Raw genomic sequence first — 18,391 nt, 5'->3', positions numbered from 1 at the left:
CGGCCGGAGGTCAGCCCGCGCGGGCGCCGTCGGGGTGCAGGTGGTCCATGAGCTCGCGGAAGCGCTGCCAGCCGTCCGGCTCGGTGCCGTCCCCGACCCGGTACCAGACCGAGGGGGTGAGCGGAGGGCCGAACGGCACCCCGCGCACCGGAGCGGACAGCGCCCGGTCGGTGCCGATCGAGGAGATCCCCTCCACCCCGACGGCCAGGCCGACCGGGAGGGGGAGGCCGCACCAGCGCGGCTCGTGGGTCAGGTCCGGCCGCCCGGCCGCGCGCCGCACCGTCATGGTCCGCAGGACGTCGCGTTCGGTGAGCGTGCGGACCACCGACGCCAGCGCGTCCAGGTCGTGCTCCTCGCCCGCGGGCCGGGCCACCGCGAAGGAGACGCTCTCCCGCACCCCGTGCGCGGTCCGCATCACCCGCTGGGTGCCGCCGAAGGGGAGCACGCCCTCCTCGCGCACGCCCTCGGGCGGGCCGGTGAACACGAACCAGGTCTGCCCGGGCGCGCGTTCTCGGCACAGCCGGGTCAGCGCCGCCCGGTTCCACTCCTGGGGGAGGGGTTCGCTGGTACCCCAGAGCGCGGGGGCGCGGCCGCCCAGGCGCTCGGCGAGCAGTTCGGCGGCCTCGCCCAGGACCAGGCCGTTGTCGGCGGGGTGCTCCGCCTTCAGCTCCACGAGCAGGTGGGAGCCGGTCTCCTCCGCCCGTGCGCGGAACGCCTCGTGCGGCCCGTCCTCGGCACGGGCGCTCCGGTCCAGGACGAAGGCCTCCTGCTCGTCCCAGACCAGGGGCACCCCGGAGAACCCGTCGTAGTAGGCGCCGTCGGGGGCCTGGACCACCCAGCGGGCGGTGGGGTCGGCCAGCACCGAGCGCAGGGCGTGGGTGACGCGGCTGGTGGAGGGGGTGACGACCTGGAGCCGCAGTCCCTCGCGCCCGTGGGCGGCGACGGTGTCCACGAGCCAGGGGGACATGGGGACCAGGGGGCGGTCCTGCACCACGACCACGGCCCTGTCGGTGCGGACGGTGACGGCGGGGTGGTCGGTGGAGCCGTCCAGGAAGGCGTCGCCTCGGGAGAGCCGCGGCTCGGGCTCCCACACGACGCCGCCGAGCCGGTCCGCGAGGTCGCGGACGAAGCGTCCCACGGCCCCGGCGGTGTCGGTGTCCGCGAGTTCGGCGCCGCGGGCCTCCACCCAGTAGGGCTGGGCGGGCAGGTCGTCGACGATGCCGTCGGCCAGGAGCCGTTCGGCCTCGGCGGACAGGGCCAGGCGCTGGGCCGCCTGCATGGCGGCGACCAGGCGGCCTCCGGCGTCGAGCAGCTCGACCACGGCGCCGTCGGCCGCGAACCGCACCCGAAGGTCCGGTCCGGCGGCGACCAGGGCCCTGGTCAGGGCGCGCCGGTCGGGCGGGTTGGACAGGAGGGCGACCGCGTCGTGGCTCAAGGGATCTCCTCAACACTCCGGGGGAGGGCGGTACTGGGAAGGGTGGGATCCCGGGGGTGTCCGCGCGGTTCGCTTCCGGAGCGCCGGAGTCCATGGGGGAAGGGTACGGGGCGGTGCCGTGTGCCGCAGGAGCGCGGTCCGCCCGCGGGTCACGCGTCGAGCGGGTCGAGCTCCTCGTCGGTCTCGGGTGCCTTCGGGGTGTCGCCGAGGGGCCGGCGCGGGGCCCTGCGAGCGTGTCCGGAGCTGCGGGCGAACGCCGGTGGAGGGCCTTCGGCCGGTACCAGGACCGCGTCCGGGGTGGCCGGATACGGTCACGCGCCGGTGATGGGAAGGGTGCGGCCGTATCCAGGGAGCCCGCTTCGGAGAACCCGGTGCGTGAGCGGGCCGGGCCGGTCCGCCGGAGGCGTTCGGGCCGTTCACCGGCCGTCGTCCACAGGCGGGGATCGTCCCTGTTCCTCCGTCGGAGGCCACTTGTATGATGCAGATCCTCCCCTATGGGGGGATCCAGTCCTTGCCCGGTCGCGGATCGTCTTCCGAACCACGGGCACTCAGCGTGCGTCATCCCCCACGGGAGGCGAACAGCCTCGCGAGGACCCCCGAGGAAAGCAGGTGAAAAGTTGTCACGTTGGCAGATCGGCGACAGCACCCTGACCACCCTGTCCCAGAACACCGGTAGCACCGGTGACGAGCTGAGCAGCCTCATCCAGCAACTCGTCCAGGCCGCCGAGCCCCTGACCGGCAAGTTCGACGGCGCGGGCAAGGCCGCGTTCGACTCCTTCAAGCTGAGGGCCGACGCCATCACCGCGGACCTGCGCGCGGGACTCGGCTCCATCCAGGAGGGCCAGACCGGTATGAACACCGCGTTCGTCACCGGTGACCAGACCATGGCCGACGACGCGAACCAGAGCATGGGCTCGGCCAACTTCGACGCCGCCAAGTTCCGCTGATCCCCTGACCCCCCGTAAGGAGCATCCATGAGCAACAACGCCTACGATCTCGGTGCCTCCCAGGAGGCCCAGGGCAACATCCAGGCGATCACGAACCGCCTCGAGACCCTCATCGGCGAGCACGACACCGACGTCAGCCAGGCCATGGCCGACTTCGAGGCCACCGGCGTGTCCGAGGAGTACAGCGCCAAGGAGCTCAAGTGGCACAACGCCGGCAACGAGGTCCGCGAGATCATCCGGCTCGTGCGCGAGACGCTGTCCACCAACGACTCCACCGCGCAGGAGACCCTGAGCCGCGCCAACAGCGCGGTCATGAACATCTGACCCGGCCCGCGGGACGGATCGCCCACGAGAGGCAGTGAGGAGCACGGTTGGCACGCGACTACGACAGTCAGCTGCTGGAGTCCGTCGCCGTGCGCCGACAGCGCCTGCGTGAGGCGGTGCTCTTCGGCGGCCAGCGCACCAGGCGCCGCCTCGACGAGAACTTCGGCAAGGTGGCGATCAGCGCCTGCCTCGCCGCGGTCATCTGCGGCGGCACCGTCGGCTGGTCCTTCGTCAGCAACCAGCTCAGCACCCAGCGGGTGGAGCAGGAACAGCAGGCGTCCGGACCGGCCAACAACGCCGTCCCTCCCATCCCGGGCGACTGGGTCGGCGCGCAGGTCACGCTCGGCGACCTGCGTGAGGAGCTGGACGCCGAAGGGGTCCCCGGGAGCCTGTACGTGCTCCCGGGCGACCCCCGCCCCGAGCCCGGGACCCTCGACAGCTACTACCTGCTCAGCCAGGACGCGGAGGGCTACCTGTCCGCCGCGGTCATGGACTTCGACCAGGGCCGACCCGGCCCCGAGTTCACCACCGAGGACGAGGCGGCCCGCTGGCTCTACCAGGAGCTGGCCACCACCGAGCCCGAACCGACCGTCCTCACCCAGGCCGAGGAGCGGCAGACCGCCGAGGCCACGGCGGAGCTGGTCACCACGGTGCGGGAGAGTCTGCGGGAGCGCAGCGGCGGCTCCTACCTGCACGGGCTCGCGGTCGGCGACGTCGTGGACGCCTTCGGCCAGGAGAGCGGCCGCTACCTGTTCCCCGACGCAGTCCCCTTCGGTGAGCGCGGCCTGCCCGACCACGTCCGCACCGGTCCCGACGGTGAGGACCTCTACCACCGCTACCGGGTCATCCACCCCTTCCAGGTGAGCGCTACCAGCGCCCCGGCGAGCGGGGGGAACCCCGGCGGCAGCGTCCGCTTCACACTCGACACGGCCGGGTTCACCGAGGTGCCCCCCGTACCGACGATCCGCTGGCTCATCGGCAACGGTTACCTGGAGCGCATCGCCGTCAGCGACGTGCCCGGCTAGGGGCGCCGTTGGAGGGCTCCACGCCGTCCGGCTGGAGAGCACGACCGAATTCCGGGGCCCGGGCCCCGGATCCGAGAGCGGTGGCCGGAGCCACCGGCAACGCAGGAGCGAGGATGGGAAGGCAATGACCGCTTGGAGCCGCGTGACCCTCGTGGGCGAGGAGCGCAGGGTCGACGCCGTCCTGCCCGCGAGCGAACCCGTGGGCGCGCTCATGCCCGAGGTGCTCGACCTCCTCGGCGACCAGGTGGAGAACCCCGCCAAACTGCGGCACCTGGTGACCGCCTCCGGGATCGTCCTGGAAGGCGACACCACGCTCGCGGAACGTCAGGTCACCGACGGCGCGGTGCTGCGACTGGTCCGGGCGGAGGAACCGGTGCCCGCCCCGGTGGTGCACGAGGTCCCCGAGGCGGTCTCGATGGCCCTGGACGACCACCAGGGGCGCTGGAACCCGGTGGCGGCCCGCTGGACCGCCACCGTCTCCCTGGTCGCCCTCGCCGTGGGCGCGGCCTGGATCGTGCAGGGGTACTTCTCCGGCAACGGCGGCCTCGTCGGCCTGGCCGCGGTCGCCGCCGTGCTGGTGGCGACCGGTGCGTCGATCGGCCCGACCTGGCGGGAGCCCCTGGGCACGGCGCTGGCGATCAGCGGCGCCGCGGTCGGCGGACTGGCCCTGTGGCTGGCCTGCGACCAGTTCGGCTGGCCCGAGTGGGTCCTCTGGGGCGGCGGCGCCGCCCTGGTCTCGGGTCTGGTCCTGCTGCTCGGGCTCACCTCCGGCCTGGGCCGGGGCGGCCTGACCGGCGGCGGAGTCGGGCTCGCCCTGGCGGCCGTGTGGTCGGTGGGCGCGGCGCTGGGCCTGCCCACCTACCAGGTCGCCGTCGTCATGGCGGTGGCCTGCGTGGTGCTGCTGAGCCTGCTGCTCCGCCTGGCGCTGATGTTCTCCGGACTGGCGGTCCTGGACGACCGGCGCAGCTCCGGGGACGCGGTGACCCGGAGCGACGTGCTCACCTCGGTGGCGGGCGCACACCGGAGCCTGGTGATCGCCACGATCGCGGTGGCGGTGGCCGCGGCCACGGCGGGGATCGGCCTGGCCACCCACTTCGACTGGTGGACGGCGGGGCTGTCGGTGGTGCTCGCCCTGGTCGTGGCCAGCCGCGCCCGGCTGTTCCCGCTGGTCGCGCAGAAGACAGTGCTCATCGCCGCGAGCCTCGTGGTGCTGGTGGCCTTCCTCCTCGCCTGGGCCGGGGCCGTGCCCTGGGGGGTGTGGCCCGCGCTGGGGATCACGGTCGCGGTGGCGGCCGTCCCCGCGGTGGTGCTGTCGATCGAGCAGCCCGAGCACGTGCGGGCGCGGCTGCGCGGTGTCACCAGCAGGTTCGAGGCGGTCGCCGTCGTCGTGCTGGTGCCCCTGGCGATCGGCGCGTTCGGCACCTTCCAGCGCCTCCTCACGACCTTCTGAGCGGGGGGACGATGAACGCCTCACAGACCCAGGCCCAGGCTCCGACCGGGGCCTCACCGGCCGGAGCCGCTCCGTCCGCCTCCGCGCGGCCGGTGCCCGGCGACCGCTGGGTGCGCCGCGTCGGCCGGGCCGCGCTGCGCCCGTTCCGTGCGGCGGACGAGGTGGCCGACACCATCGAGCTGGGGAGGCGGTTGCAGCGCCCCACCTCGACCGGGCGCAGGATCGTCGTGGACGACCTGGGGTCGGGCGCCGACGCGTCGGTGGTGACCGCCCTGGTCGCCCGCTCGCTGGCGCACTTCCGCCACGACCGGGTGCTGACGGTGGACGCCACCGACCGGACCCCGTCGCTGGCCGAGCGGCTGGGCCTGGACGAGCCCGGCGACCTGGACGGGGTGGACGCCACCGGTTTCGAGTCGGTGTGCGCCAGTCTCGGCCAGGTCAACGAGCGCCTGTGGACGGTACGGGCCGCTCCGGCCGGGGCCGGGGCCTACATGTCCGGGCTGCTGCCGATCTCGCGGTTCTTCGGGGTGACCCTCGTGGCCGGGGAGTCGGGCGGTGCGTTCGTGGAGGCCGTCGGTGAGGCCGCCCACGCACGTGTGCGCGTGGTCCGCGCGACCCGGGAGGCCGCGCTCCGGGTCGGGCGCGAGCTGGACCTGCTGGTCGCGGACGGCAGACAGGACGAGGTGCGGCGGACCGTGGTGGTCGTCTTCGACGAGCGGCGGCGCGAGGACCCGGGGTTCGACGTGGCCCGCACGACCAGGATCATCGCTGAGAGCGGCGCGGGCGTCATCGTCCTGCCGCACGACCGGCACCTGGCGCAGGGCACGGTCGTACGCCCCAGGTTCATCGGTGAGGCCACCCACCGGACCGTCCAGCTGGTGGCCGCCGAGGCCCTGGACCGTTCGGTGGACGCCGCCGGGCCGGGCCGGACCCGCGTCGAAGGAGGGGAGTAGCCATGGAGCAGCGACCCGATCCGGAACGGGAGACCCCTTCGGGGGAGCAGGAGGCCCGGGAGGAGCGCGACGGCCGGGGGAACCCGGTCACGCCGCCGGACGCCGGGAACCCGACCGGCTGGCAGCCGGGGGCGCCCGTGCACGGGGGGCCCGCCCAGGGAGGTCCGCGGCAGGCGCCGTGGGGCGAACCGGGACGGTACGCCGGGCCGGTGCACGGCCGGCCCGCCCCGTCCGGTGGCCACGACGCCCGGCAGTGGGGGAACACGGCGCCGAGCGGCCCGCAGGGACCCGCCACCGGTCAGGAGGCCGCGCGGTGGACGGGCCCGGGGCCGGGCGCGCCGTCCGGCGGCCAGCAGCCCTTCCCGCACACGCCGCACCCGGGCCGGGGAACGGCGCGTCCGTACGGTCGGCAGGGGAGCGACGACGCGGCGCCGAGCGGGCCACAGGCCTCCTCGGGCGGGCAGCGGCCCCACGGTCCGCACGTGGCCCCCAGCGGGCCGCAACCCGCCGCCGGCCAGGGTCTTCCGAGCGGCCCCCAGCATGCGTACGGCCAGCGGGGCGGGCCCGGCGGTCCTCACCCCGCGGCAGGTCAGGGCTTTCCGGGCGGGGGCGCCAGCGGTCCGCAGCCGGCCCCGTCCGGCGGCTGGTTCTCCGAGGCCCCCGGACACGGTCAGGGCACCCCGCCCGACGGTGTGCCGGGCTATCCGCCGCAGGGAGCGCTTCCTCCGACGCCCTACGCCGTCGAGGCGCCGAGGCCGCACGAGCCCACCGGTCCCAACCAGGCGCCCTGGACGGGTCACTCGGGGCCGCAACGACCCCCCACCCCGCCCGGCGGAACGGCGACGCCGCGCACCTTCGCGCAGGACTCGGTAGCCGAGGCCTTCCTGTCGGGGACGCCCATGCCCGTCCCGCCGACCCAGCATCCTCCGGCACCTCCCGAACAGCCCCAACAGCCTCAGCTACCCCAGCAGTACGGCCCTCCGCAGAGTCCGCCGGAACAGCGGACATCGTGGCAGCAGCCGTCACAGCCGTCACAGCCGTCACAGCCACCACAGTCTTCGCGGCAGCCGGAGCAGCAGGCGCCATGGCAGCCGCAGCCGGACCCGGCCGTGCCCCTGGACCGGAACGCGTCGGCCGCGCCTCCCGCCGCGCCGCCGGCGCCTCCCGCGAACCCGTCGCCCGGTCCGGAGCCGTCGCATGGCCAGGCGCCGCCCGACAGGCGGGAAGCGCACCCGAACCCGGGCACGCCCTCCGTGTCCCAGTCCCGGGAGGAGGTCCCGCCCGCCCGCGCCTGGTTCGGTACGACCCCTTCCTCCGAGGCGTCGCGTCCGCCGGTACCTCCCGGCGGAACCCGCGAGCCCCGGCGGGTCGGTCCACCGCGCCCGGCGGATGCCGTGACCGTCAACCCCGGAGGCGAGGGGGACTCACCGGACCCGGACGCGGAGGAGACGGACGTCTTCCTGGTCATGGGCGCCGACCGGCGTGCCCGCAAGACGCGGGAGGAGGACCAGGAGACCCCGCGGACCGCGGAGGACGCGGGCTCCGCGGAGGCTTCGCGGACCTCAGAGGCCACGGACACTCCGGAGGCCCCGGAGGCCCCGCGGGAGCACGGCTTCCCTCCGTACCGGAGCGCTTCCCTGTCCGCACCCGAGACGGAGACGACGGCACCCGGCGGCCCGGAGGAGGAGGCCGATGCCTCCCCGGAGGCCTTCGCCCCCGTGCGCCCCGACGCGTCCGTGCCGGGCTCCGGGACGGAAGAGGCCCTTCCTGGGGACTCCGGTCCCGCTGGCCCCTCCCAGCCCATCGGCGCGCCCCCCGAGGCGGGCACCGCCGTCAGAGGGCCCGCGCCGCAGGAGACCGGCCCCGCGGAGGCCTCCGGGCGTTCCGCTCCGGGCGCCGGACAGGCGTCCGCTTCCTCCGGAGTCCAGGACCCGGAGCGGGGTGCTCCGTATCCCGCGTACGGCGACCGGTCGCTGGCGTCCACCGGGTTCGCGGACATCCCGGCCGCGCCCTACGCGGGCGGGGAGCGGCCGGAGCCGGACCGGGGAGTGCCGCCCGCGGAGGGCCGCCCGGACATCCCGGCCCCGTACGCTCCGACCTCGGACCTCCCGTCCCCGGAGGCCCCGGCGCAGGAGCCCCCGGCGGGGGGAATCGAGTCCTGGATCGACGCCGTGGACGACCGGCGCACCCCGGTCCAGGGCGGATACGAGCAGAGGATCGCCGAGGTGAGGAGCGTCCCGGCCTCCTCCTGGCGCCGCGCGGTCTTCGCGGTGACCGGAGGACGCCTCAACCTGGGATGAACCCGTGGTCGGGTGACGGCGCGGGGAGGCGCGCCCGCCTCCCCTTGCGGACGCGCCTCCGGGGACGCCCTACGGCATCCCCCATCCGCCGGTCCGGTCCCCGGGCCGCCCTTCCAAGGGCCAGAAAACCCGGAAAACCCGGTCCGGCGGGCGCCGACCGTCCGGGTTCGTCCCCTCGGCGAAGCACCGGTCCGGTCGGCTCGGCCGTCCCGCGCCGGGCCGCTCAGGCCGGGGCCTCGCGGCGCGGGGACGGCGTCCTCAGGTCATCGCCTCTCCTCCAGCCCCCCGATCAGGGACATCGCCTCCCCGTGGCTGGTGGGCAGGGGTACCGCCCACACGGCCGCCCCGTGCTCCCAGCAGGTCCCCCGGCGCAGCGCGTCCAGTTCGCGGTCCAGGTCCGCGGACTCGGGGGCCACCACCGCGATCCGCCCCCGGGCCAGCAGGCACACCGACTCCCCGCGCGTGAAGAACCTGCGCAGTTCGTGGCCGAGCACGATCAGCCGCGCGGTGCGCCGCCACGGGTCGATCCCCGGATCCAGCGCCACGACCACGAGCCGGTGCCCCGACGCGGGCGGCGCCCCGTCGCCGGTGTGCCGGTACAGCTCACCGAGCCGGGTCCGCAGGTACTCCGCGGTGGCCAGGCCGGTCAGCGGGTCCTGGCAGGTCTCCCGCCCGCGCCCCGCGTCCGCCCACCCCTCGGCCAGCGCCCGGACCAGGACGGGCGGCGGGCTCCGCCACCCCGCCACCGACGTGAACGCCGACAGGTCGTCCAGGCTCTGCCCGATCCCCACCCCCGAGCGCGCCCTCGCCCCGCCCAGGAGGCCGCACGGTCCGGCCAGGTCGTCCCCCGAGGCGAAGGCCCCGCACACCGCGTCCACGGCGGGCGTCCACCAACTCTCGGGCGGATCCCACCCCGCCTCCCGGCTCCGTCGTCCCCACGGTGCGCGCAGTTCGCGGGAACGGGCCGCACGGTCCCGCGTTCCGGTCCTCACCTCGGCATCTCCCATGGCGCTGCTCCCGTCCGTCGGTCCTCCCGGGGAGGCGGGCCCGCGTCCGCTCGGCGCGTTCCGTCCTCCCTCACCCCTGATTACGGAGATCGGTGGCGGCTGTGACGCGAATGCGGGATATTTTTCGAGCACGTGTCCTCCAGCGCCGCACCGGGGCTCCGCCCCTGACCGCGGCGCACACTCCCCAGAAAGGACGCCGGGTGAACGACGTCCCCGACGATCACACAGAGACTCTGGTCGGTGACGGTGAGTTGATTCAGTGGGTGCGGGGCGGCGACACCGGCGCGTACGCCACCCTCTACGAACGCCACGCGGCGGCGGCGCGGGGACTGGCCCGGCAGCTGCTGCGCGGCGAGGCGGAGGTGGAGGACGCCGTCGCCGAGGCGTTCACCCGCGTGCTCAGCGTCATCCGGCGCGGCGGGGGGCCGCGGGACTCCTTCCGCCCCTACCTGCTCACCGCCGTCCGCAACGCCGCCTACGACCGGGGACGGGGGGAGAGGCGCCAGGTCGTCACCGACGACATGGAGAGCCTCGACCCCGGCCAGCCCTTCGTCGACCCCGCGCTGGAGGGACTGGAGCGCTCCCTCATCGCCCGGGCCTTCCTCTCGCTCCCCGAGCGCTGGCAGTCGGTGCTCTGGCACACCGAGATCGAGGGGGCCAAACCGGCCGAGGTCGCGGACGTGCTCGGGATGAAGCCGAACAGCGTCGCCGCCCTCGCCTACCGGGCGAGGGAGGGTCTGCGGCAGGCCTACCTCCAGATGCACCTGGCGGGCGGGAACGCCGCCGAGGCCTGCCGCCCGACCCTCGGCCTGCTCGGCGCCCACGTCAGGGAGGGGCTGTCCCGGCGCGACACCGCCAAGGTCGACCGGCACATGGACGGCTGCGCGGACTGCCGCGAGGTCTACGCCGAGCTGGCGGACGTCAACGTCGGGCTGCGCGGTGTCGTTCTGCCGCTGGTGGCGGGCGCGGGGGCGGCGGGCTACCTCTCCGCCGGGACCGCCGGGAGCGCCTGGTGGGGAAGGATGTCGCGCCGCCAGCAGCAGGCGGCGGCCGCAAGCACGGCGGCGGCCGGCGTGGCGGTCGCGGTCGCCCTGGCCTTGGCCGGCGCACCGGAACCGCTTCCCGGCGAGGGGCCGCCCCCGGTGGCGGCCCCGTGGGAGCAGCCTCAGACACCGCCCGCTCCGGACGCGCCCCGGCCCGACCCGGACGCGCCACAGCCGGCTCCCTCCGCGAACGATCGGCCGAGCCCGGACGCGGACGAGCGGCCCGAGCCCGCCGCACCGGTCGCGGCGGTGCCGCCCGCCGACGTACCGGAGGAGGAGGTGGCGCCGCAGGAACCCCAACCGCGGTTCGCCGTGGGGATCGACCCGGTCGGCTCCCTGCTCCCGGGCAGCGACGGGATCATGGTCATGGACGTCCGCAACATCGGCGGCGCGGCCGAGGAGGTCGTCGCCCTGCTCACCCTGCCCCCGGGCGTGGAGATGGTCTCCTCCGGCGGCGCGGGCAACGCCGTCCCCACGGCGGTGGGGCACGGTGACTGGAGCTGTTCCGCGGGCAGTGGAGGCGGTCGCTGCGCGCATCCGGGGATGGCGGCGGGGGAGGACGGCACCCAGTTCATCGACGTGCGCGTGGCCCCGGACGCCGAGGTCGGCGTTCCGGCGGCGGTGTCGGTGTCCTCCGCGGGCGTGACCGCCGAGGCGACGGGGGAGCGGGGTGTGAGTGCGGAGGGCGTCACGGCCCGCTACGCCACCGCGGGCCGGGTACGCGCGGAGAGCGTCGGCAACGCGCTGATGACCTGCGTCGAACCGGAGCGCGGGGACCGCTGGCCGTGGCCGTGGTGGGACTGGCCGTACGATCCGGACGTCCCCGACCCGCGACCGCCAGGCCCCGGGACCGCACCGGGCACGGAGTCCTCCCCGGCCCCGGAGGTCCCCGCGTCCCCGAGCCCGGGGCCGCCGGACTCCGAAGCGACCACGGAGGAGGGTGGGGAGGAGGGTGTGGTCCCTGGTCAGCAAGAGGGCGAAGGGGCTCCTGACGGGACAGCGGGCGGGCCGGACAACAATGTGCCCACGGAAACGGTGCGCGACCCGTCGTCGGCAGGCGCCGCGGGCCGCAGCGTTCCCGTCCCGGTGACGGCGACCCACGGTGATCCTGGACCCCGCGGCACCCCCGAGACACAGGAGCAGCCGCAGGACGGCCCCTGTGCCCAGGCCAGGCTGCGCCAGGGGCCGCGGCTGGACAACGACCACTGGACGATGGCCCCGCTGGACGCCGACGACGACCCCTCCACCACCTCCTCCAGCTCCGCGACCTGGGAGCTCCCCGAGGGGAGCAGGGTGCGCTGGGCGGGGCTCTACCTCTCCGGGACCGGAACCCCCGACGCCCCCTCCGTCCGGGTCCGGGGCCCGGGGATGACGGACTACCGCACTGTCGCGGCCACGGACAGCCGGGTCGCCGAGCTGCCCGGCTACCCCGCCTACCAGGCGTTCGCCGAGGTCACCGACCTGGTGCGGGCCCAGGGCGGCGGCCAGTGGTGGGTCGGCGACGCCCCCGTGCGCGAGGGCCGCGGCCACTACGCGGGCTGGAGCCTCGTGGTCGTGCTGGAGGATCCGCGGGTGGGCACCCGCAACCAGGTGATGGTCCTCGACGACAGCCGGGTCTCCTTCCACGGCGGAGGGGACGGCCCCTTCGCGGTGTCGGGCCTGCTGCCCGCCGCCGTACCCGCCCGGATCGACGTGGTGGCCTGGGAGGGCGACCCCGACCTGGGCGGGGACCGGGTGAGCGTGGACGGGACGGCGGTGGCGCCGGTCGGCGGCCACGGTCGGGTGGACAACGCCTTCACCGGCTCCGCCCGCGGCGCGGTGGGCGACCCGCTCGCGTTCGGCACCGACGTGGTTCGATTCGACTCAGTACTTGGCCGAGAAACGGACATCCGAATCCTGACGGAACAGGACGCCGTGATGGTGGGAGCCGTGGTCCTGACGGCCCCCATGCGTAGTTGAGGCACGGGCTTCCACCCGCCCCGTCCGGGCCTGTCCGGTCGCCTCGGAGCCCCCGACTCCACCGGAGGACCGTCGGTGCGTAGCAGGTCCATAACTCTGTGTATTCACAGTGGACACGCAAAACCAGACAGACTTGGCTAGGCTGTGGCCCGGTCATGGACATGGCCCAGAGACAACAGGGAAGGGGGTCGGTGCCAGTGGACCGCTGCGCGTTGTTCGTTGACGCGGGGTACCTTCTCGCGGACGGCGCGATGGCAGTGCACGGAACCCGCAACCGGGACTCCGTCTCCTGGGACTACACCGGTCTCGTCCAGTTCCTCAACGAGGTCGCGCGGGACCGCACCGGTCTGCCGCTCCTGCGCTGCTACTGGTACGAGGCCGTCGCCGACGACCGGCGGACCCAGGAGCAGGACGGCATCGCCGACATCCCCGGTATCAAGTTCCGCGGCGCGCGGATAAGGCCCGGCCGCCGCGAGGGCGTGGAGAGCTACGTCCAGCGCGACCTCACCACGCTGGCCCGTACCGGCGTCCTGTGTGACGCCGTCCTGGTCAGCGGGGACGAGGACATGGCGTCGGTCGTCGCGGACGTACAGGACATGGGTGTGCGCGTCACCGTCGTGCACGTCTCCGTCGAGGGCAACTGGACCATCTCCCGGGCCCTGCGCCGCGAGTGCGACGACCTCATCGAGATCGGCGCGGGCCATCTGCGTCCGCACGTCAACCTGCTCTCCAGCGGCGGCTCCGCCCAGGAGACCGCGGCCAAGACCACCACGCCGTTCGCCAACGGCCGCTCCCGCTCGGCGCCCGAGACCCCGAGACAGCCCGTCGCGACGGCGCAGCCCGGCGGCAACCGGGTGGAGTCGGCCTCCTCCTCCGCCGTGGGCCTGGAGGCGATGTTCGCCGGAACCGGCGGACAGCCCACCCCCCAGGGCAGTGCCATGGACCAGCTGCGCGCCATGCGCAGGTCCCTCGCCCAGCAGCGCGGCGGTGGCGACCACCTGGCCGGGCCGGGCACGGACAACCAGCAGTCCGGCGCGATCGACGCCAACGGCTTCCCCTCCGGCGGCCAGATCCCGCCGAACGTGGGCGGCAACGGCGCCTACCCGGGCGCCTCGATGACCGGGGGGCACCCGGCGCAGGGCAACCAGGGGGGCTACCCCGTCACCGGGGGGCACCAGTCCCTGCGCGGGGCCGACCAGACGGGCTACGGACTGCCGGGGAGACAGGCGCCGCCTCCACAACAGCACATGACGGGGCCGCAGCAGTCCTTCGCCAGCGGGACCGGACCACAGCAGTCCTTCGCCGGCGGAACCGGGCCGCAGCGCTCGTTCTCCCAGGACGGGCAGTCCCTGCAGCCGGGTCAACACGGCCAGTCGGGGCACGGGCAACCGGGACACGGCCAGCCGGGGCACGCGCCACCGCAGAGGAACGCGCCACCGCAGGACCCCAGGTTCGGCCCGGGGGACAACCCCGGTTTCGGGGGTGCGAACGACGCAAACCCTACCTATGGGACCAGTACGGAAACTGACACCGCCCAACGCGGTGCGGCGGACCCCTCCTACGGGGGACCGCGGCCTACTGGTCCCGAACACGACAGCCGGTTCGGCGCCGGCGACTACCGGGAACCGCGTCCCAGTCCTGGATATCCCCAGCAGACGCGTCCCGCCACGCATACCGTTGACGAAGCGGTGCATGTTGCGCACAAAGAAGGGAACGACTTCGCGGAGTCGATCGCCCGCGAGGCACCCGCCCTGTGGGTCGAGGCCGTCCTCGCCCGCAGGCCCCGGATGCCCTCCGACCTGGAGGCGCGTCTGCTCCAGGGTTCCTCGCTGCCGATCGACCACCTGTTGCGTGACGAGGTCCGGGACGGACTGCGTCAGGGGTTCTGGCAGGCGCTGGAGCGTGCCAGGCCCTGAGAGCCTTGCGCGGGGAGTGCGAGTAGGGGATGGGGGCGATGCGGTTGACCCACGTGACGACGGCAGAACTCGACCGTTTGGAATTCCACGCCGTCCGGTCCGGTGAGCACGGACGGGTCGCCGCCCAACTCATGGACCTGGCCAACAGGGTCGACGCCGGAAGCGAGATCTCCCGCGCGGAGCTGTTCGTGCGCGCGGGGGAGCAGTGGGAGATCGCCCAGGAGTTCGAGCGCGCCTGCTCGGCCTACCAGCGGGCGATCGACGACGGCGGGCCCACGGTGATCGACGCGCGCGCCCTCAGCGCCGGGGCGCTGCTGCAACTGAACGAGGTCGGTCAGGCCTACACCCACCTCGAACGCCTGGAGGGCGAGGAGCCCTCCGGGCTCCAGACCTACATCCACGTCGCCGAGGCGCTGTACGCGCACGACGACCTGGAGGGCGCCCAACGGTGGGCCACGGTCGGTGCGCACCGCTTCCTCGGCCTGGACGCCTCGCCCTACGTCCACGACCTGCTCCTGGAACTGCTGCGCATCCGGTTCCGCGTCCGCGTCGACCTGGGCCTGGACGAGGACGCCCTGGACCGGCGGCTCGACGCCGGGTGAGGGCCGCGGCGTGCCTTCCCGCGCCGAGCCCGTCCGCCTTCCGCGGCCCGCGCCGACCGGGGCGAGTGAGGTTTCCGACGTTTCCCCGACGGAGGCCGCGACACGCCCGGGCCGCCCCGGCCGAAGCGCTTTTCCGGAGCGCCCGGCGGCCGCGGCCGCACGACCGGGTACGCCAGGTTCCGCGAAGCCGTCCGGCCGCCGTGCGCGGGCGTTGCGGGCCGACCGGGGCGGCGGCACGGGGCGGCCCGGGTACGGGCGGCCCCGGCGACGACCTAGGCTGTGTCGGGTCGCCTCAGGGCCGCCCCCGCGGGGCGCTCGACCCTCGCGCCGACGGGCCTCCGAAAGCCCCTCATACCACGCCTCCGGGGTGTGTTCGACAACCGTCGAAGAACCTGAGAAACCGATGACACGCCATCATCTTGCGGTGTTCCAACGCACCATCCCCTAGATGTAGTATCTCTCCCGCTGGTGGTTCACCCCCCGGGGTGAGGCAGAGGGGACCCGGCGCGAGCTGGGCCGTCCCCGCAGCGGTGAGTGGAAGAAGAGGCCTTCACAGGCACTGGGAACCCCCGTGGCCCCCCGGTGCCATGGTCCCCGCGCACCCGCCACCGGCGATGCACACCTGAGTGTGTGCCGACGACGGGGCTTCGAGAACGAGCCGCCGCGGCCCGCCGGCCGGACGACCGCGCGCACCCAGTGCGCCGGTCCGCCGGAAGCGCCGCGCGACCCTCGCTTCTCGTCCCCTCCCCGCCGGGACTCTTCTATCGAGGTTGGAGCCGCTGTATGACCCTTGACGTCGAGGCCGTGCCCGCATCCGTTCGGTCCAGCAGGGACGGCAACCCCCCCGCCGCCGTCGACCGGATCGAGCACGTCGTAGCCGAGGCCTGTGCGAGGCTCACCGGTGTTTCGGCGGAGAAGGTCCTCACCGAGGCCCGGCGCGGCTTCTACCCCGGCATCTCCGACGCCGAGGTGGAACTCGCCCTGGTCATGGCCGCCCGCAGCTTCGTGGAGGTCGACCCGGACTACTCCTACGTGGCCGCCCGTCTGCTGCTGGACAAGCTGCGCCGCGAGGCCCTCACCTTCATCAGCGGCGTCCCCGACGCCGCTGGCCAGTCCGAGATGGGCGAGCGCTACGCCGCCTACCTCGCCGCCTACGTCGGCCGCGGCATCGACCTCGGCCAGCTCGACCCGGCGCTGGCCAAGTTCGACCTGGCCCGTCTGGGCGCCGCGCTGCGTCCCGAGCGCGACGAGCAGTTCACCTTCCTGGGCATCCAGACCCTCTACGACCGCTACTTCCTGCACAGCGACGAGGTGCGCTACGAGCTGCCGCAGGCGTTCTTCATGCGGGTGGCCATGGGTCTGGCCCTCAACGAGGACGACCGCGAGGCCCGCGCCATCGAGTTCTACGAGCTGCTGTCCTCGTTCGACTTCATGGCCTCCACCCCCACCCTGTTCAACTCGGGCACCGTGCGGGCGCAGCTGTCCTCCTGCTTCCTCACCACCGTGGGCGACGACCTCCAGGCCATCTTCCACGGCATCAGCAACAACGCGATGCTGTCCAAGTACTCCGGCGGCCTCGGCAACGACTGGACCCCGGTGCGCGGCCTGGGCTCGCACATCCGCGGCACCAACGGCAAGAGCCAGGGCGTCGTGCCGTTCCTGAAGATCGCCAACGACACCGCCGTCGCGGTCAACCAGGGCGGCAAGCGCAAGGGCGCGGTGTGCGCCTACCTGGAGACCTGGCACATCGACATCGAGGAGTTCCTCGACCTCCGCAAGAACACCGGTGACGAGCGCCGCCGCACCCACGACATGAACACCGCGAACTGGGTTCCGGACCTGTTCATGCAGCGCGTGGAGCAGGGCGGCACCTGGACCCTGTTCTCGCCCGACGAGGTCCCCGACCTGCACGACAAGTACGGCACCGCGTTCGCCGAGGCCTACACCCACTACGAGGCCGAGGCCGCGGCGGGCCGGATCAAGGTCTCCAAGACCCTCCCGGCCGTCGACCTGTGGCGGCGCATGCTGACCATGCTGTTCGAGACCGGGCACCCGTGGATCACCTTCAAGGACCCGTCCAACCTGCGCTCGCCGCAGCAGCACGTCGGCGTGGTGCACTCCTCCAACCTGTGCACCGAGATCACCCTGAACACCAGCGCCGACGAGGTCGCGGTCTGCAACCTGGGCTCGGTCAACCTGGCCCAGCACACGGGCCCGGACGGTCTGGACGCCGAGCGCCTGCGCCGCACCGTCCGCACCGCCGTGCGCATGCTCGACAACGTCATCGACGTGAACTTCTACACGATCCCCGAGGCGCGCCGCGCGAACATGCGCCACCGCCCCGTGGGCCTGGGCCTCATGGGCTTCCAGGACGCCCTGTTCAAGCTGCGCACGCCGTTCGCCTCCGAGGGCGCGGTGACCTTCGCCGACGAGAGCATGGAGCTGATCAGCTACTACGCCATCGAGGCCTCCATGGAGCTGGCCGGTGAGCGCGGCTCCTACGAGAGCTTCGAGGGCTCGCTGTGGAGCCAGGGCGTGCTGCCGATCGACTCGCTGCGCCTGCTGGCCGAGTCGCGCGACGGCGACCTGGACATGGACCGGGGCGAGACCCTGGACTGGGACTCGCTGCGCGAGCGCGTCAAGGCCACGGGCATGCGCAACTCCAACGTCATGGCCATCGCCCCGACCGCGACCATCGCCAACATCACCGGCGTGAGCCAGTCGATCGAGCCGGTCTACCGCAACCTGTACGTCAAGTCGAACATGTCCGGCGACTTCACCGTGGTCAACCCCTACCTGGTGCGCGACCTCAAGGCCCGCGGCCTGTGGGACGACGACATGGTCTCCGCGCTGAAGATGCACGACGGCAGCCTCGGCGCCATCGAGCGCGTCCCGGCCGACCTCAAGGCCCTCTACGCCACCGCGTTCGAGGTCGACCCCGAGTGGCTGGTGGACGCCGGTTCGCGCCGCCAGAAGTGGATCGACCAGGCCCAGTCGCTGAACCTGTACATGGCGGCCCCCAGCGGCAGGAAGCTGGACTCGCTGTACCGCCGCGCGTGGCGCTCCGGTCTCAAGACCACCTACTACCTGCGTTCGCAGAGCGCCACCCACGTGGAGAAGAGCACGCTCAAGGGCACCGACGGCCGCCTGAACGCGGTCGCCGCGACCCCCGCCGCCCCGGCGGCCCCGGTCGCGTCGCCCGCGCCGAGCCCGGCACCGACGCCGAGCCCCGCGCCCAGCCCGAGCCCGTCCCCGAACCCGGGGGCCGCCACCGGCGGCGCGGCCGACGAGGACGAGTTCGAGATCGTCGACGGCCAGGCCTGCTCGATCGACGACCCCGAGTGCGAGGCCTGCCAGTAGCACCGCCGTCCCGGCGGCCGCGGACCCCGTGCGGCGACCGGAGGGCGGGGGCGGCGCGACGCCGCCCCCG

At 74.1% G+C, this 18,391-nt stretch carries 12 protein-coding genes; 10 read left to right on the top strand and 2 right to left on the bottom strand.

All coding sequences use genetic code 11. The features are described from left to right. Nucleotides 1-10: 10 nt before the first annotated feature. Nucleotides 11-1,435, bottom strand: a complete 1,425-nt coding sequence (locus HGB44_RS18750) for a DUF6177 family protein (protein ID WP_061081811.1) — start codon at nucleotides 1,433-1,435, stop codon at nucleotides 11-13. A 617-nt stretch (nucleotides 1,436-2,052) separates the two neighbouring features. On the opposite strand from HGB44_RS18750, the gene HGB44_RS18745 reads away from it, so the two are divergent. The 6 genes from HGB44_RS18745 (at nucleotide 2,053) to HGB44_RS18720 (ending at nucleotide 8,434) form a co-directional block, all read left to right on the top strand. Next, nucleotides 2,053-2,382 carry a hypothetical protein gene (locus HGB44_RS18745; RefSeq protein ID WP_061081812.1) on the top strand — a complete coding sequence of 110 codons (330 nt, stop codon included), beginning with the start codon at nucleotides 2,053-2,055 and terminating at the stop codon, nucleotides 2,380-2,382. A 27-nt stretch (nucleotides 2,383-2,409) separates the two neighbouring features. Continuing rightward, nucleotides 2,410-2,706, top strand: a complete 297-nt coding sequence (locus HGB44_RS18740) for a pore-forming ESAT-6 family protein (protein ID WP_061081813.1) — start codon at nucleotides 2,410-2,412, stop codon at nucleotides 2,704-2,706. A 47-nt stretch (nucleotides 2,707-2,753) separates the two neighbouring features. Then, a complete protein-coding gene (locus HGB44_RS18735) occupies nucleotides 2,754-3,731 on the top strand; it encodes a TNT domain-containing protein (RefSeq protein ID WP_061081814.1) in 978 nt (325 codons plus the stop codon). Nucleotides 3,732-3,855: 124 nt separating this feature from the next. Next, nucleotides 3,856-5,181 carry a type VII secretion integral membrane protein EccD gene (gene eccD, locus HGB44_RS18730; RefSeq protein ID WP_061081815.1) on the top strand — a complete coding sequence of 442 codons (1,326 nt, stop codon included), beginning with the start codon at nucleotides 3,856-3,858 and terminating at the stop codon, nucleotides 5,179-5,181. A gap of 11 nt (nucleotides 5,182-5,192) precedes the next feature. Continuing rightward, on the top strand, nucleotides 5,193-6,134 hold the full coding sequence (locus HGB44_RS18725) for a hypothetical protein (protein WP_061081816.1): 942 nt from the start codon (nucleotides 5,193-5,195) through the stop codon (nucleotides 6,132-6,134). A gap of 1,394 nt (nucleotides 6,135-7,528) precedes the next feature. After that, the gene (locus HGB44_RS18720) at nucleotides 7,529-8,434 is read left to right on the top strand and encodes a hypothetical protein (RefSeq protein ID WP_061081817.1); all 906 of its coding nucleotides are present in this window, start codon (nucleotides 7,529-7,531) and stop codon (nucleotides 8,432-8,434) included. A 263-nt stretch (nucleotides 8,435-8,697) separates the two neighbouring features. On the opposite strand, the gene HGB44_RS18715 is transcribed toward HGB44_RS18720, so the two are convergent. After that, nucleotides 8,698-9,441 (bottom strand): hypothetical protein, encoded by a 744-nt coding sequence (locus HGB44_RS18715; RefSeq protein WP_061081818.1) that lies wholly within the window; start codon nucleotides 9,439-9,441, stop codon nucleotides 8,698-8,700. Between the two features lie 200 nt (nucleotides 9,442-9,641). On the opposite strand from HGB44_RS18715, the gene HGB44_RS18710 reads away from it, so the two are divergent. The 4 genes from HGB44_RS18710 to HGB44_RS18695 all read left to right on the top strand — a co-directional run bounded on the left by HGB44_RS18710 (nucleotide 9,642) and on the right by HGB44_RS18695 (nucleotide 18,321). Next, nucleotides 9,642-12,443 (top strand): sigma-70 family RNA polymerase sigma factor, encoded by a 2,802-nt coding sequence (locus HGB44_RS18710; protein WP_061081819.1) that lies wholly within the window; start codon nucleotides 9,642-9,644, stop codon nucleotides 12,441-12,443. Between the two features lie 197 nt (nucleotides 12,444-12,640). Beyond that, complete coding sequence (locus tag HGB44_RS18705) at nucleotides 12,641-14,359, top strand: NYN domain-containing protein (RefSeq protein ID WP_061081820.1); 1,719 nt, start codon at nucleotides 12,641-12,643, stop codon at nucleotides 14,357-14,359. Nucleotides 14,360-14,388: 29 nt separating this feature from the next. Further along, a complete protein-coding gene (locus HGB44_RS18700) occupies nucleotides 14,389-14,961 on the top strand; it encodes a tetratricopeptide repeat protein (protein WP_061081821.1) in 573 nt (190 codons plus the stop codon). Between the two features lie 783 nt (nucleotides 14,962-15,744). Next, entirely contained in the window at nucleotides 15,745-18,321 is a 2,577-nt protein-coding gene (locus HGB44_RS18695) for a ribonucleoside-diphosphate reductase subunit alpha (RefSeq protein WP_061081822.1), read from the top strand. Nucleotides 18,322-18,391: the final 70 nt, after the last annotated feature.

It is taken from the genome of Nocardiopsis alborubida (assembly GCF_012396365.1).
In the GTDB taxonomy this organism is placed as follows: Bacteria; Actinomycetota; Actinomycetes; order Streptosporangiales; family Streptosporangiaceae; genus Nocardiopsis; species Nocardiopsis alborubida.
Note: the sequence above shows the minus strand (reverse complement) of the source record. Positions and strands in the feature narration are given on the sequence as shown.

Bases quoted from the DNA above. Each gene is read 5' to 3' on its own strand.
- HGB44_RS18740 (WP_061081813.1), top strand. From the start codon at position 2,410: ATGAGCAACAACGCCTACGATCTCGGTGCCTCCCAGGAGGCCCAGGGC.
- eccD (WP_061081815.1), top strand. From the start codon at position 3,856: ATGACCGCTTGGAGCCGCGTGACCCTCGTGGGCGAGGAGCGCAGGGTC.
- HGB44_RS18725 (WP_061081816.1), top strand. From the start codon at position 5,193: ATGAACGCCTCACAGACCCAGGCCCAGGCTCCGACCGGGGCCTCACCG.
- HGB44_RS18715 (WP_061081818.1), bottom strand. From the start codon at position 9,441: ATGGGAGATGCCGAGGTGAGGACCGGAACGCGGGACCGTGCGGCCCGT.
- HGB44_RS18700 (WP_061081821.1), top strand. From the start codon at position 14,389: ATGGGGGCGATGCGGTTGACCCACGTGACGACGGCAGAACTCGACCGT.
- HGB44_RS18695 (WP_061081822.1), top strand. From the start codon at position 15,745: ATGACCCTTGACGTCGAGGCCGTGCCCGCATCCGTTCGGTCCAGCAGG.